Origin of the sequence: Streptomyces sp. 35G-GA-8 (assembly GCF_023534745.1) — a bacterium.
Taxonomy (GTDB): domain Bacteria; phylum Actinomycetota; class Actinomycetes; order Streptomycetales; family Streptomycetaceae; genus Streptomyces.
The window spans coordinates 16,122-29,298 of sequence record NZ_JAMHJQ010000018.1; the positions used below are offsets into that span (position 1 = coordinate 16,122).

The window sequence follows — 13,177 nt, forward strand, 5'->3', positions numbered from 1 at the left end:
ACGATGCCGATACTTTCCACAGCCGAAGAAGTCGACGCGTGGCTGACAGAAGCCGGATGGCACCCGGGGCGCAACGTCGGGGAGGAGGCGTCCGAAGCGATCGCGGCGGTGATCGAGCGCTACAGTTCCTACGGTGTGGATATCGAGCCCTCCGCGCCTGCCCTCGCTTTCATCCGGGAGCACGCGTTCCTTCGGGCGGTCATCGACACCGCTCCGGAGAACTTCGCGATATTCACGCCGCATCTCGTCTTCAAGGGAGACGCCGAGGAGATCTCTGAACTTGCCGAAGATCTCGGCACAAAGCTCTTCCCCGTCGGATACGACACCTACGACGGCTCGACCATACTCATGGACGAAACCGGTCGGTTCTTCTTTTCGCATCACACCGGGGCATATTATCTTGGGCGTGAAAAGTACGAGGCGCTGATGAGTCTGATGAGCAGCGAAATGGAAGATGCGGAGGACTACTTTGTCTGACCTCGTTCCCGGCGTGGCCGCGTCACTGCTCGTCCACGGCGAGATCTTCAGCCACACGAGTCTCCATGGCGACGAGCAGCCCGATCTTCACCCCGCTGTACGGGAGTTCTTCGACACGCTGCCCGTGGACCAACGCGAGCCGTTCATCGGACACTGCGCCGAGTCCGCTCTGGTCTCGGACCAATTGTGGGGCCTGGACCGCCGACACACCGACGGTTCGACGACGACCCTCGACGGGGCCGTCGCCCATTTCGCAGGTGCCGCACTCGTCGCGAAGAAGATCCGCAGCCACGGCGACCCCGAGCACGGCGCCCCTGCACAGGTGTGCCGCTCCTGCTCTGTGCTGCTCAGCCGGCTCGGCATCGAAGTCATCGGCTCATGACACGGGGCCGGGACGCGCTGGCTACCGCAGGCTGGTACAACGGCCGTGATGTCAGGGACGACGCCCTGTCAGCCATCCTCAGGACCGTCGCACTCGTCGAGCCGGTGGCCGATGGAGCGGTATGGGCGCTGTTTCCGGCCGCAGAGCGGGTGTTGCGAGAGTTCCACGGACTGCGCGTACAGCCGACCGGACCCGGTCACGACGTGGCGGCCACTGGATGTGTGATCGACCCCACGGAAGCCCGGCACGCCCTGCGCCCGTTCACGCTTCTCGCTGAGTCCCTGGGCTCCCGGCTGTTCCCGTTCGGCCGTACGGACGCGGACGCGCTGCTCGCAGTCGACGAGAAAGGGCGCCTCTTCTCCATCGATCACGGCGGGCGCTGGCATCTCGGCGACACTGTGCCCGAAGGCCTCGCCGCGCTGGCAGAAGGACGCGCCCCACACAGGATTGCCGCACAGCGGTGGGCTTGGATCGCACCGTCGACAGCGGACGGGAAGCCGCTCGTCAACGCGGTACGCACCGCACTGGTCGCCACGTACGTCCTGCACCATCGCCGGGTGTTCAGCGCCCGCGACCTGCGGCTGACCGTCACCGCGCTGCGCGGCATCGGAGCGGAGGTCCTGAACCGCACCGTTCCTCTGCCAAGCGGCTCGCTGGAGGAGAGCGCGACGCCGCTCGCGGCCGGCATGGAGGCGCTGATCGAGGCCGAGGGAGTCACGGTGCGGGGTGCCGAACTCACTGTGACCGTAAGCGCCCCGCAGAACACCAGCGCCCCGCTGTCCTCCGTCAGCTGCGCCGTGCGCATCGGGCACTCGGCGAAGGCCCCGGGAATGACGGAGCTCTCCCTCTCCGCAGGCGCGGGCGCTTCGGTCGGCGAATCTCGGGCAGCCGTCCAGGCCTGCTCGGAGGACCTGACGCGCTACACCCGACGCTCCTCGCCGTAATGAGGTCGAGAATCCGTACTCCCCTTCTGGGAAAGGACCCTGTGGCCGGAGTTACCCACGGCCAGGTTCCGGGAGGCGAACAGTCCCAGGGATCGTTCTTGGAGAGTGGCTACGGCCTGGCCCGCGAGCACGTGACTGGAAGGGGTGCTCCGTCGCGCCGACGAGCCGTCCGGAGCCGCTACGGTGACGCCAGGGGAGGTGGTGATCATGATGGAGACGGTCTTTCACAGCGATGACCTGCCGCCGGCGGAGCGGCTGGCCCGCTTCGACGCGTTTCAGGTCGACAGTCCGCACCCGATGCGGGTGGAGAGCGGTGAGCCGGCGCGGTTCAGTGCCACGGCGCGGGCGCTGGATCTCGCGGCCGTGAATGTCGTCGAGCTGACCTGTTCGCCCTCGGACGTACGGCGCACCCCGCGGCTGATCCGGCGATGCGACCCCGAGTTGTACTCGGTCGTCTTCGCCCTGCGCGGCGGGCTCGGTGTCGTCCAGGACGCCCGCGAGGCGGAGTTGGGACCGTTCGACTTCGCGCTGTACGACAGCTCGCGCCCCTTCGACGTGAAGATCGCCGGCGACCGCGGGACAGCCGCGCTCGTACGCGCCCATGTACCCCGCGCGCTGCTCCCCCTGCCCGCGGACCGGAGCGCGGCGCTGATGGCGGTGCCGCTCCCGGGTCGCGAGGGCGTGGGGTCACTGCTCACCCAGTTCCTCACCAGCCTGACGACCGACTCCGCCGCCTACCGGCCGGCCGACGCCCCCCGGCTGGGTACGGTCGCCCTCGATCTGCTGACCGCGGTACTCGCCCACCACCTCGAAGCCGACGCGCGCGTGCCGGACGACTCCCGGCAGCGTGCGCTGCTGCTGCGCATCGAGGCGTTCGTACAGCAGCATCTGCACGATCCCGAGTTGTCACCCGGCGCCATCGCCGCCGCACACCACATCTCCGTCAGCTATCTGCACCGCCTCTTCCGCGCGCGCGACGACACCGTCGCGGCCTGGATCCGCGACCAGCGCCTCGAACGCGCCCGTCGCGACCTCACCGACGGCACGCTGCGGACCGTACCCGTGCACCGGATCGCGGCCCGCTGGGGCTTCCCGGACCACGCCACGTTCACCCGCGCCTTCCGCACCGCCTACGACCTCCCGCCCCGGGACTACCGCCGCCAGGCCCTCGAATCCCCGGCGTAACCGGCTTTCGCGCGGCCGCCGTCTCCCCCGTGGACGGCGGCCACGGAGGCCGGCACTCGACAGCGCGACCATCGCCTGCCGCAACAAGGATGCGCGACGCCGCCGGTGCGGTCTTTGACGTGTAGTGCACGACTACTTGACGAAGCGTTCACTCCGGCGCGTGCCTGCCGCTGGAAGTGCGGGCACGGCACGGAGAGTTGAGCCGGCCTGTTCTGGCCGGAGCACGCGGTTCATCCGGGTGGGCAGCCGCCCGGCCGGTTGGCTTTCCCCGGCTTGCTGGTGGGACGGGCATGCCGGTCCCACCAGCGGGTCAGGAGTGGTCAGGCGCGGGAGACGCGCCAGTCGGCCACGTTGGCGGCGCGGTTGTAGTAGGCGTTGGTGCAGACGTCGTACTTGCCGCCGGCCGGGCCGGTGCCGTTGGTCTCCAGGAATCCGCCGTTGCCGCCGTAGACGTTCCACAGATGAACGGTGTCCCCGATGTGGACGACGGTGTCCTGCGGGTCGGAGGTCTGGGCGAAGATACGCCACTCGGCGGTGCCCGTGCCGCGGTCGGCGCTCTTGGCGGTGGAGACGTCGTACTTGCCGCCCGCCTTCTTCTGCTGCGCGGTGGCATGCCCGTTGGTGTCCAGGTAGCTGCCGGCCGAGTACAGGTTGCGCAGGGTGATCAGGTCTCCGCTGGCGACCGGCGTGCCGGCGGCCTTGCCGTCGGCGGAAGCGACCTCCCAGGTTCCGGTGCCCGCGCCCCGGTTCGGGCTGTCGGCGGTGGAGACCCCGTAGACGCTGCCGGTGGCAGAGCTGTGGCCGTTGGTGTCGAGGTAACCGCCGCCCCAGTTGCTGTAGGCGTTCTGCAGGTGAATCCGGTCGCCGTACTTGAGTGCTTCGGCCATGGTGGGGTCCGTTCTGTGGTCGATGGCGTGTGGCCACCCATTGCGGGCGGCCAACCGATCGTCCCGACCTGGCGTCGCGGCGGGAGAACTTTCAAGATCACCCACTCATATCGAGTGAATCGGCCCTGATATACCCGCCTCGATGTTTATGGAGACTGCCTGTGAGATCCCGACGAACACCGGCGACCGACTCAGGCGAACGATGGAAGGACGCCGGCCGGGGTGTTCAGCCAGGGGCGGGTGGTTCCGTCCCGGTCCACGGTCAGGCCGAATCGGTCGACGGCGGGCCGTCCTTGGCTGATCCACCAGGTCAGGGCCTGCTCCACTTCGTCCCAGAGGCGGCGCGGGCCCGACTGGTAGACCGTGGCGTCCGGCGCGCCCGGACTGAAGACGACAGCCGCCCACGACTGGCTGAGGAAGTCGAAGAACCACGCCTTCGCGTCGCCTTCCTTCCCCGAGTCACCGGCGTTCACGACATGGGCGCAGTCAGGCACGCAGAGCCCGACGACAAAGTCGGCCGCGTCGTAACGGCTCCCAATGTCCGCCAGGGTGAGGGAAGTTCTGGAGTCTTCGGCGTTGCCAGGAAACTCTTTCACGTGTTCGACGAACAAGTTCCAGTCGAGACGCTGGTCTCGGAGCTTCATGAACTCGACCATCCGGATGAACGGGCCGACAGCGCGCCCGTCCTCGCCTACCGCTAGCCGAACGAGCCCGTCCTGATGGCTGTAGTGGGTGCCCCAGGGAGCAAGGATGATCCCGCCAGGTCGCGTCTGTTCCAACCACTTGGCCGGGAAATTCCGTACCCCCGCCGTGACGATCACCCGGTCGTACGGGGCGCCGATGGGCCAGCCCTCCCGGCCGTCGCCCTCGACCAGTCGTGGACCGAGTCCGGCACGCGTCAGCGCGGCGGAGGCGCTTGCCGCGACCGCCGGGTCGATCTCGACGCTCACCACGTTCCCGTTGCCCAGACGGTGCGCGAGGAGCCCGGCGTTCCAGCCGGTGCCGGTGCCCACCTCCAGCACCCGCATTCCGTCGCTCAGCTCCAGATCACGGAGCATGGAGACAACGACCGACGGCATGCTCGCCGAACTGGTTGCCTTCGAGCCCGGCTTGTCGCCCGTATGCTGCCCGTCATCCCATTGAGTGACCAAGGGGACATTCTCGTACGCGGCTCTCGCCCAGCGGGCGAGGTCATCGCTTCTGAAGACGGGAACGCTGAGGCTGGTCGTCATGTCATAGGCCCAGAACGGATCCGGCAGGAAGAGCGATCGTGGCACGGCCCTGAGCGCCTCGGCCCACTCAGGCGTCAAAACCCCGATGTCGAGGAGATGCCGCGCCAGTTCTTCACCAGCGCGGCGTTCCTGCTCAGATACAGCTGTCACTTGCGGTGCTTCCCGTCGCCATCCGGCGATCCGCCGTCCGGATGCGGCTCCAGGATCGGTTTCCATGGCTCACCGGGAAGGCTGTCCTTCTTCTCGTCGTCCCTGCCGTCCTCGCTCCTGCCCAGCTGTTCGGCCATCGGCAGACGCTCCCCTCACAAGTCACCCGAATCACCTCTCTCTCACCCATTGAAGCGATCGCCGGGCTTCCCTACGAGAGGTTGGCGTCTTCTCGCCGCCCCCGTGCGCCCCGGGTCTGACACGCCCCCACACCTCGTACCCATTTGCCGGTCAGTAGGCATATCCCCGAAATGGGCGAGGTACTTATCCCTCGCCCACAACGTCCGCGCTCGTCCTGGAGTACGCGATGACCGAAATCGGGGAAACGACCACCTGTCCGTTCGACTTCAGCAAGGGCATGGACTTCGACCCCTCGCTCGGCGACCTCATGTCCCAGGGGCCCGTCACCCGGATCCGGCTGCCCTACGGTGAGGCGGACGCGTGGCTCGTCACAAACTGGGACGGGGTACGGCAGGTGACGACCGATCCCCGGTTCAGCCGCGCGGGGATCATGAGCCACAACTACCCCAGGATGACGCCGGAGCCGATCGTCTCCCCCGAGTCGATCAATGTGATGGACCCGCCCATCAGCAGCCGGCTGCGGCGGCTGGCCTCGCAGGCGTTCACGCCGCGGCATGTGGACCGGATGCGGCCCGCCGTCGAGGGCATCGTCGATCAGCTCCTCGACGAGATGGCCGAGGACGGCCCGCCGGCCGATCTGGTCGGGCATCTGTCGGACAAGCTCCCCCAGCACACCATCTGCGAACTGCTGGGCATCGCGCCGCCGGACAGGCCGCGGATGCAGGAGTACGCTCATCAGCTGCTGTCCACGGCCCCCGACTCCCGGCAGGCTGCCGCGGACGCCAAGGCGCAACTGCGGGAGTACTTCGGCGGGCTGGTGGCGGAGCGGCGGCGTGCGCCCGGGGACGATCTGATCAGCATGCTGGCCGCCGCCAAGGACGGCGACGACGCCCTGGACGACAAGGACCTGGCCGTCATGTCGCTGACGCTCATGCTGAGCGGTCACGACACGGCGACCTGCCAGATCAGCAATATCGCGTTCCTCCTGCTCACCCGCCCGGAGCTGATGGACCTGGTGCGGAGCCGGCCGGAATCGCTCAGGCAGGTGCTGGACGAGCTCCTTCGGTACATCCCCTTCCGCAAGGGCGTGGGCATCCCGCGCGTCGCCACGGAGGATGTGGAGATGGGCGGGGTGCGGATCCGGGCCGGTGACTTCGTCCATGTGTCGTATCTGACGGCGAACCGAGATCCGGAGCGGTTCCCCGACCCCGATGTCATCGATCCGCACCGTCCGCCCACCCCGCACATGACGTTCGGCTGGGGCGGGCACCGCTGTATCGCCGCTCCCCTGGCCATGGCGGAGCTGGAGGCCACCATCGGCCGTCTGGTGGACCGCTTCCCGGGGCTGCGGCTCGCGGTGCCGGCCGAGGAGCTGCGCTGGGACACGGAGACGATCCGGCGCTTCCCGCACGAGCTGCCGGTGGCCTGGTAGACAGCCCGCCCCGGATCGCCGCCCCAGCCCCGGAGCGGCCGTCCGTGCCGCTGCCGTCCGTACCGATGCCCGATCACATCGGTACGGACGGCCGGGGTACGGAGGTTGTCGTCCCGGCGGTCTTCCTCACTTCGTTGCCCCTACGAGGTCGAGTCCCGCCGCGAGCAGTTCTTCGAGCGCCGCGAGATCGTCCGGCCCCGGGTCCATGAGCGGCGCCCGCACCGGTCCGACCGGCCGTCCGCGCAGCCGCGCCGCGGCCTTGACCAGCGAGACGGCGTAGCCGGTGCCGCGGTCGCGCAGTTCGACGAGCGGTACGTAGAAGCCCCGCAGCAGCCGCTCGACGGCCGCGTCGTCGCCGTCGCGCTGTGCGGCGAAGAAGGCGTTGGCGATCTCGGGCGCGAAGGCGTGCACGGCGGAGGAGTACGCGGTGATGCCGATGCTCGCGTACGGCCTGGCCTGGACCTCGGCGGTGGCGGCGCCGTTGAAGAAGAGGAAGTCCTCCGGCGCGGCCAGCTTGAGGCGTTGCAGCCGGTCGAGGTCGCTGTGGCCGTCCTTGAGGCCGATGACTCCGGGGATCCCGGCCAGTTCGCGGACGTTTTCGACGCCGAAGGTGACCTGGTCGCGCTGGTAGGCGATGAGCGGCAGCCGGGTACGGGCGGCGATCTGGCGCAGTTGCGCCACGAGTCCGGCCCCCGGCGCCCTGACGAGATAGTGCGGCAGTACGAGCGCCGCGTCCGCCCCCGCCTCCTCCGCGATCCGGGCGAAGCGCGCGGCCTGGGCCCAGCCGTAGCCGATCCCGGCGACGACCGGCAGCCGTCCGCCGGCCTCCTGTACGGACGCGGTGATCACCTGCCGGTACTCGTCCTCGTCGAGGGAGAAGAACTCTCCGGTGCCGCACGCGGGGAAGATCGCCCCGGGACCCGTCTCGATCTGGGCGGCGAGGTAGTCACGGAACGCGGGCAGATCGAGCGCGGGGCCGCCGGGTCCGCCCCGCTCGCCGGTGAAGCTGGTGAGCGGGAAGGAGAGCACCCCCTTCGCCATGCCGTCGCGCAGCCGGGCCGTCGTCGTCGCCGCGTCGGCCGTGAGGGCCACCATGTGATCGTCTCCCCATGTAGATGACGTCTATGTATGAGGATGGAGGTTAGGGATGTGGACGAGGGTCGTCAAGAGATACGGCAGCGGCGGCGGAGGTATCGCCGCCGTACGGCGGCGGTACGGCTGTCGTACGTCCGCCGTACCGCCGCCGATTACGATCTGAGCCATGTCCGACGACAGCGGCGGCGTACGCGAAGTGAAGTCGGCGGCCCGCACCGTCGAGCTGCTGGAAGTCCTCGCGGCCCGGGGCGACCGGCCCGCCCGGCTGCGTGAGCTCGCCGAGGAACTGGACGTGCCGCGCAGCAGCATGTACGCGCTGCTCCAGACGCTGATCGACCGCGGCTGGGTCCGTACGGACACCACGGGATCGCTGTACGGCATCGGCATCCGGGTGCTGCTCACCGGCACCAGCTATCTGGACGCCGACCCGCGCGTGGGCGCCGCGCGTCCGTTCCTGGACGAGGCGTCCGACGAGCTCGGCGAGACGATCCACCTCGCCCGGCTGGACGGTGGCGATGTCGTCTATCTCGCCACCCGCGAGTCGCACGAGTATCTGCGCCCGGTCAGCCGGGTCGGCCGCAGACTGCCGGCGCACGCCGGGGCGCTCGGCAAGGCGCTGCTCGCGGAGCGCGACCCGGCACGGCTGCCACTGCCGGAGGGCCCGCTGCGCCGGCTGACCCCCAATACCCACCCCGATCGCGCGTCACTCGCCGCGGATCTGGCGCGGGTTCGGGAGCGCGGCTTCGCGATCGACCGCGAGGAGAGCATGGCGGGCATCACCGGGTTCGGCTTCGCGCTGCGTTACGACGTACCGGCCACGGATGCCGTCAGCTGCTCGGTGCCGACCACACGCCTGACGGAGGAGCACGAGCGGCGGATCGTCTCGGTCATGCGCGAGATCAGGGCCAAGATCGAGGCGACGGCCCCGAGGGCGGCGGGCTCCGCGCCGCAGTGGCGTTAGGGCGTGTACCGAAAGTCCCGCCTGGCTCGTATCGAAAGTCCCGCCTGGCTCGCGACGCCCTGCGGGCGGACGGCGCTACTTTCGCCACACGCCCTAGGCCCTGCCGTTCGGCTCGGGCCCGAGCGCCCGTTCCGGGCACGCGACAGACCGGCCGCACGGAAGCGTCTCCGTACGGCCGGTCTTCGTGGGGCCGGGGTGAGGGGGGAGACCCCGGCCGGGATCATGGTGCGAGTGGGGGGATCAGACCCCCGCCTTGTCCGCCTTCTCCATGCTGCGCGGCTCGGGCACGCTCTGGGTCGCGTCCCCCGTGTCCCCCGCGTCGCCGACCGAACCGTGGTCGTCCACCAGGGTCTTCTCGTCGAACGGGATCTTTCCGGCCAGCACCTCGTCCACGCGCTGCTTGTCGATCTCCTTGGTCCACGTACCGACCAGGACCGTGGCGACCGCGTTGCCCGCGAAGTTCGTCATGGCACGCGCCTCGCTCATGAAGCGGTCGATACCGACGATCAGACCGACACCGTCGACCAGTTCGGGCCGGTGCGACTGGAGACCGCCGGCCAGCGTCGCCAGGCCCGCGCCGGTGACACCCGCCGCGCCCTTGGACGCGATGATCATGAAGAGGAGCAGCGAGACCTGTTCACCGATCGAGAGCGGGTCGCCCATGCCCTCGGCGATGAAGAGCGAGGCCATCGTCAGATAGATGGCCGTGCCGTCCAGGTTGAAGGAGTAGCCGGTCGGGACGGTGATACCGACGACGGGCTTGCTGACACCCAGGTGCTCCATCTTCGCGATGAGCCGCGGCAGCGCCGACTCGGAGGAGGAGGTCGAGAGGATCAGCAGGAACTCACGGCCCAGGTACTTCAGCAGCGTGAAGATGTTCAGGCCCGCGACCAGCCTCAGCAGCGCGCCGAGGATGACGAAGACGAAGAGCGCGCAGGTGATGTAGAAGCCGATCATGATGATCGCGAGCGACTTCAGCGCGTCGAGACCGGTCTCGCCGACCACCGCCGCGATGGCGCCGAAGGCACCGACCGGCGCGGCCCACATGATCATCGCGAGCATCCGGAAGACCAGGCGCTGGATGTGCCCGATACCCCGCAGCACCGGCTCGCCCGCGGAGCCCATGGCCTGGAGCGCGAAGCCCGCCAGCAGCGCGACCATCAGCGTCTGGAGGACCGAGCCCTCGGTGAAGGCCGAGACGATCGTCGTCGGGATGATGCCGAGCAGGAAGTCCGCGGTGGACTCGCTCGCACCGGTCGCCTGGGCGGCGCCCGCTTCACGGGTGGCCTCGGTGAGGTGGAGACCCGAACCGGGCTCCAGGATGTTTCCGACGACCAGGCCGATGGCCAGGGCGACGGTCGACATCGCCATGAAGTAGCCGAGGGCGAGCCCGCCGACCGCGCCGACCTTGGCCGCCTTCCTGACCGACCCGACTCCCAGCACGATCGTGCAGAAGATCACGGGCGAGATCATCATCTTGATGAGGTTCACGAAGCCGGTACCGATCGGCTTCAGTTCGACGGCCACGCCAGGAGCCGCGAAGCCCACCAGAATGCCGAGCGCGACGGCGACGATCACCGCGATGTACAGATAGTGGGTACGGTCCCGCCTTGCGGCCACGGGTCCTCCTCGACTCGTCTCCTGCGAATCCCCCGTCCCTGTCCCGAGGGGTCCCGGTGACTATCCACCACCGTGTGACGCCGGTCACCCTTACGTTCATTTCGTTCATATGAATCCGGCCAGGCATTCTTGTTTCATGCATCTGCCGCTCCCCCGCAGTCTCGCCGCCCAGCTCTTCGCGATGCAGGTCGTGCTGGTCGCGGCTGTCGTCGCGGGGTGCGCGGTCTTCGCGTTCGTCACCGGTCGCGCCAATACGGGCGAGACCGCGCGCAAGCAGGTTCTGGCCACGGCGTACACGCTCGCCGACTCGCCGTCGGTACGGGAGGCGATCCGTACCCCTGATCCGAGCGCCGCACTCCAGCCATACGCGGAACGCGTGCGGCTGGACACCGGAATCGACTTCATCACGATCATGAACCCGGAGGGGATCCGCTGGACGCACCCCGACCCGGCGCAGATCGGGATGCCCTTCCTGGGCCGCACGGCGCCCGCGCTGCGCGGCGAGACCTTCACCGAGACCTACACGGGCACGCTCGGCCCCTCGGTCCGGGCGGTCACTCCGGTACGGGACGGCGACCGCATCACCGGTCTGGTCAGCGTCGGGATCACCGTGGACCGGATCTCCAGCGAGGTCACCGAGCAGGTCAAGGTGCTGGCCCTGGCAGCGGGCGCGGCCTTGGCACTCGGCGGCCTGGGTACGTATGTGATCAACGCGCGGCTGCGCCGGCACACCCACGGGATGAACGCGGCGGAGCTCAGCCGGATGCACGACTACCACGAGGCGGCGCTGCACGCCGTGAGCGAGGGGCTGCTGATGCTCGACGGCGGACGCAGGATCGCGTTGATGAACGACGGCGGGCGCGAGTTGCTGGGTCTGGACGACTCCGCGGTGGGCCGTCCCATCGCCGAGCTGGGGCTGCCCGTCCCGCTCACCGGCGCGCTGCTGGCCTCGGAGCCCCGGGTGGACGAGGTGCATATGACCGCCGACCGGGTCGTGGTCGTGAACACGCGACCGGTGGTCGGCGGGGAGCAGCGCGGTACGGTCGTCACCTTGCGCGACCACACCGAACTCCAGGCGCTGTCGGGCGAGTTGGACTCCGAGCGGGGCTTCACCCAGGCCCTGCGCTCACAGGCGCACGAGGCGGCCAACCGGCTGCACACGGTGGTGTCGCTGATCGAACTGGGACGGGTGGAGCAGGCGGTGGAGTTCGCCACGGCGGAGCTTGAGCTGGCACAGGCGCTCACCGACCGGGTGGTGGGCGCGGTCGGCGAGCCTGTTCTCGCGGCCCTGCTGCTGGGGAAGGCGGCGCAGGCCAATGAGCGCGGTGTGGAGCTGGAGCTCGCCGAGAACAGCCGGATCGACGACGGCGTCCTCCCCTCGACGCTCCCGGCCCGCGATCTGGTGACCATCCTGGGCAATCTGATCGACAACGCGATGGACGCGGCGCAGGGCGGCGAGGGCGCGCGGATCACCGTGACGGCCCTGGTGGAGGACGGCGAACTGCTGCTGGGCGTGCGGGACACCGGCGCCGGGGTCGCGCCCGGGGACATGGACGAGGTGTTCCGGCGCGGCTGGTCGACCCGGGGCCCCGGGCGCGGTCTCGGCCTGGCGCTCGTACGGCAGGCGGTGCATCGCGCGCGGGGGACGGTGAAGCTCGCGGAGGGCCCTGAGGGCGGGGCGGAGTTCACCGTACGGCTGCCGCTGGCGGGGCGGCCGGGACCCGATCCGGCCGACGATCCGGCCGACGGGCGGGCCGGCGGCCCGGTCGTCGCCGCCAGGACCGCCGGCGACGGGATGGAGGCGGCCCGGTGAGCCCCGGCCCCGCAGGTCCGGCCGGCCCCACGGGCCCCGGCCCCGGAGTCACGCCGATCCGCGTCCTCGTGGTCGAGGACGATCCGGTCGCGGCGGACGCCCATCAGCTCTACGTCGGCCGGGTCCCCGGCTTCACCGTCGCGGGCGTCGCCCACTCCCGGGTGGAGGCCGGCCGGCTGCTGGAGCGTACGGACATCGATCTGATCCTCCTCGACCTGTACCTCCCGGACGGGCACGGCCTCCAGCTCCTGCGCAGCCTGCGGGCCGGCGGGCACCACGCGGATGTCATCGCGGTCACCTCGGCACGCGATCTCGCGGTGGTTCGGGAAGGGGTGTCGCTCGGGGTCGTTCAGTACGTACTGAAGCCCTTCACCTTCGCGACCCTCCGTGACCGGCTCGTGCGGTACGCCGAGTTCCGGGCGGCGGCCGGCGAGGCGAGCGGCCAGGAGGAGGTGGACCGGGCGCTCGGCGCGCTCCGGGCGCCGCAGCCCGCCTCGCTGCCGAAGGGGCTGAGCGCCCCGACCCTGTCGGCGGTGACCCGGGCGCTGCGCGCCTCGGCCGAAGGACTCACCGCCGCCGAGGCCGGTGCGAAGGTGGGGATCTCCCGGATCACCGCGCGGCGCTATCTGGAACATCTGGTCACCAACGGACGGGCGCAGCGCAGCCCGCAGTACGGCCAGGTCGGGCGCCCCGAGTTGCAGTACCGCTGGCTCCCCGCGGGCCACTGACCGGACCGCGATCCGCGCGGGACATACCGGAAGCCACCCCCGTCAGCGGGCGCCGGGCGCCAACCACTCGACCCTGCACGGGGATTGACCTTGGTAATGGCCCAGTCCTACGGTCGCGGCAGCCCACTGTGGC

Annotated in this window: 13 protein-coding genes; 8 read left to right on the forward strand and 5 right to left on the reverse strand. The window is 69.8% G+C overall.

Annotated elements, in window-relative coordinates; genetic code table 11:
* Positions 1 to 3: 3 nt before the first annotated feature.
* The 4 genes from M1203_RS32495 (at position 4) to M1203_RS32510 (ending at position 2,988) form a co-directional block, all read left to right on the forward strand.
* Positions 4 to 477: an SUKH-3 domain-containing protein gene (locus M1203_RS32495; protein ID WP_249953427.1), complete on the forward strand. Its 474-nt coding sequence runs from the start codon at positions 4 to 6 to the stop codon at positions 475 to 477.
* Positions 470 to 859, forward strand: coding sequence for a YwqJ-related putative deaminase (locus tag M1203_RS32500; protein WP_249953428.1), 390 nt, complete (start codon positions 470 to 472; stop codon positions 857 to 859). The genes M1203_RS32495 and M1203_RS32500 overlap by 8 nt, the downstream gene beginning before the upstream one ends.
* On the forward strand, positions 856 to 1,803 hold the full coding sequence (locus M1203_RS32505) for an SUKH-3 domain-containing protein (protein WP_249953429.1): 948 nt from the start codon (positions 856 to 858) through the stop codon (positions 1,801 to 1,803). The genes M1203_RS32500 and M1203_RS32505 overlap by 4 nt, the downstream gene beginning before the upstream one ends.
* 183 nt (positions 1,804 to 1,986) lie before the next feature.
* A complete protein-coding gene (locus tag M1203_RS32510) occupies positions 1,987 to 2,988 on the forward strand; it encodes a helix-turn-helix domain-containing protein (RefSeq protein WP_249953430.1) in 1,002 nt (333 codons plus the stop codon).
* Between the two features lie 320 nt (positions 2,989 to 3,308).
* On the opposite strand, the gene M1203_RS32515 is transcribed toward M1203_RS32510, so the two are convergent.
* The 3 genes from M1203_RS32515 to M1203_RS32525 form a co-directional block, all read right to left on the reverse strand.
* Positions 3,309 to 3,875, reverse strand: coding sequence for a hypothetical protein (locus tag M1203_RS32515; protein ID WP_249953431.1), 567 nt, complete (start codon positions 3,873 to 3,875; stop codon positions 3,309 to 3,311).
* 191 nt (positions 3,876 to 4,066) lie between these two features.
* Positions 4,067 to 5,257, reverse strand: a complete 1,191-nt coding sequence (locus M1203_RS32520; RefSeq protein ID WP_249953432.1) for a methyltransferase domain-containing protein — start codon at positions 5,255 to 5,257, stop codon at positions 4,067 to 4,069.
* The gene (locus M1203_RS32525) at positions 5,254 to 5,394 is read right to left on the reverse strand and encodes a hypothetical protein (protein WP_249953433.1); all 141 of its coding nucleotides are present in this window, start codon (positions 5,392 to 5,394) and stop codon (positions 5,254 to 5,256) included. The genes M1203_RS32520 and M1203_RS32525 overlap by 4 nt, the downstream gene beginning before the upstream one ends.
* A 227-nt stretch (positions 5,395 to 5,621) precedes the next feature.
* Between M1203_RS32525 and M1203_RS32530 the strand changes: the two genes are divergently transcribed.
* Positions 5,622 to 6,827: a cytochrome P450 gene (locus tag M1203_RS32530; RefSeq protein WP_249953434.1), complete on the forward strand. Its 1,206-nt coding sequence runs from the start codon at positions 5,622 to 5,624 to the stop codon at positions 6,825 to 6,827.
* Positions 6,828 to 6,953: 126 nt separating this feature from the next.
* Here M1203_RS32530 and M1203_RS32535 read toward each other — a convergent pair whose 3' ends face one another.
* Positions 6,954 to 7,922 carry a 5-dehydro-4-deoxyglucarate dehydratase gene (locus tag M1203_RS32535; protein ID WP_249953435.1) on the reverse strand — a complete coding sequence of 323 codons (969 nt, stop codon included), beginning with the start codon at positions 7,920 to 7,922 and terminating at the stop codon, positions 6,954 to 6,956.
* A 166-nt stretch (positions 7,923 to 8,088) separates the two neighbouring features.
* On the opposite strand from M1203_RS32535, the gene M1203_RS32540 reads away from it, so the two are divergent.
* A complete protein-coding gene (locus M1203_RS32540; protein ID WP_249953436.1) occupies positions 8,089 to 8,883 on the forward strand; it encodes an IclR family transcriptional regulator in 795 nt (264 codons plus the stop codon).
* A 240-nt stretch (positions 8,884 to 9,123) separates the two neighbouring features.
* Here M1203_RS32540 and M1203_RS32545 read toward each other — a convergent pair whose 3' ends face one another.
* Positions 9,124 to 10,503 carry a cation:dicarboxylate symporter family transporter gene (locus M1203_RS32545; RefSeq protein ID WP_249953437.1) on the reverse strand — a complete coding sequence of 460 codons (1,380 nt, stop codon included), beginning with the start codon at positions 10,501 to 10,503 and terminating at the stop codon, positions 9,124 to 9,126.
* Between the two features lie 136 nt (positions 10,504 to 10,639).
* Between M1203_RS32545 and M1203_RS32550 the strand changes: the two genes are divergently transcribed.
* Both M1203_RS32550 and M1203_RS32555 read left to right on the forward strand, forming a co-directional pair.
* Complete coding sequence (locus tag M1203_RS32550) at positions 10,640 to 12,316, forward strand: sensor histidine kinase (protein ID WP_249953438.1); 1,677 nt, start codon at positions 10,640 to 10,642, stop codon at positions 12,314 to 12,316.
* Entirely contained in the window at positions 12,313 to 13,044 is a 732-nt protein-coding gene (locus M1203_RS32555) for a response regulator (protein ID WP_249953439.1), read from the forward strand. Before M1203_RS32550 ends, M1203_RS32555 begins: the two co-directional genes overlap by 4 nt.
* The last annotated feature ends 133 nt before the right edge of the window (positions 13,045 to 13,177 follow it).

Bases quoted from the DNA above. Each gene is read 5' to 3' on its own strand.
- M1203_RS32550 (WP_249953438.1), top strand. From the start codon at position 10,640: ATGCATCTGCCGCTCCCCCGCAGTCTCGCCGCCCAGCTCTTCGCGATG.
- M1203_RS32530 (WP_249953434.1), top strand. From the start codon at position 5,622: ATGACCGAAATCGGGGAAACGACCACCTGTCCGTTCGACTTCAGCAAG.
- M1203_RS32540 (WP_249953436.1), top strand. From the start codon at position 8,089: ATGTCCGACGACAGCGGCGGCGTACGCGAAGTGAAGTCGGCGGCCCGC.
- M1203_RS32515 (WP_249953431.1), bottom strand. From the start codon at position 3,875: ATGGCCGAAGCACTCAAGTACGGCGACCGGATTCACCTGCAGAACGCC.
- M1203_RS32505 (WP_249953429.1), top strand. From the start codon at position 856: ATGACACGGGGCCGGGACGCGCTGGCTACCGCAGGCTGGTACAACGGC.
- M1203_RS32535 (WP_249953435.1), bottom strand. From the start codon at position 7,922: ATGGTGGCCCTCACGGCCGACGCGGCGACGACGACGGCCCGGCTGCGC.
- M1203_RS32525 (WP_249953433.1), bottom strand. From the start codon at position 5,394: ATGGCCGAACAGCTGGGCAGGAGCGAGGACGGCAGGGACGACGAGAAG.
- M1203_RS32495 (WP_249953427.1), top strand. From the start codon at position 4: ATGCCGATACTTTCCACAGCCGAAGAAGTCGACGCGTGGCTGACAGAA.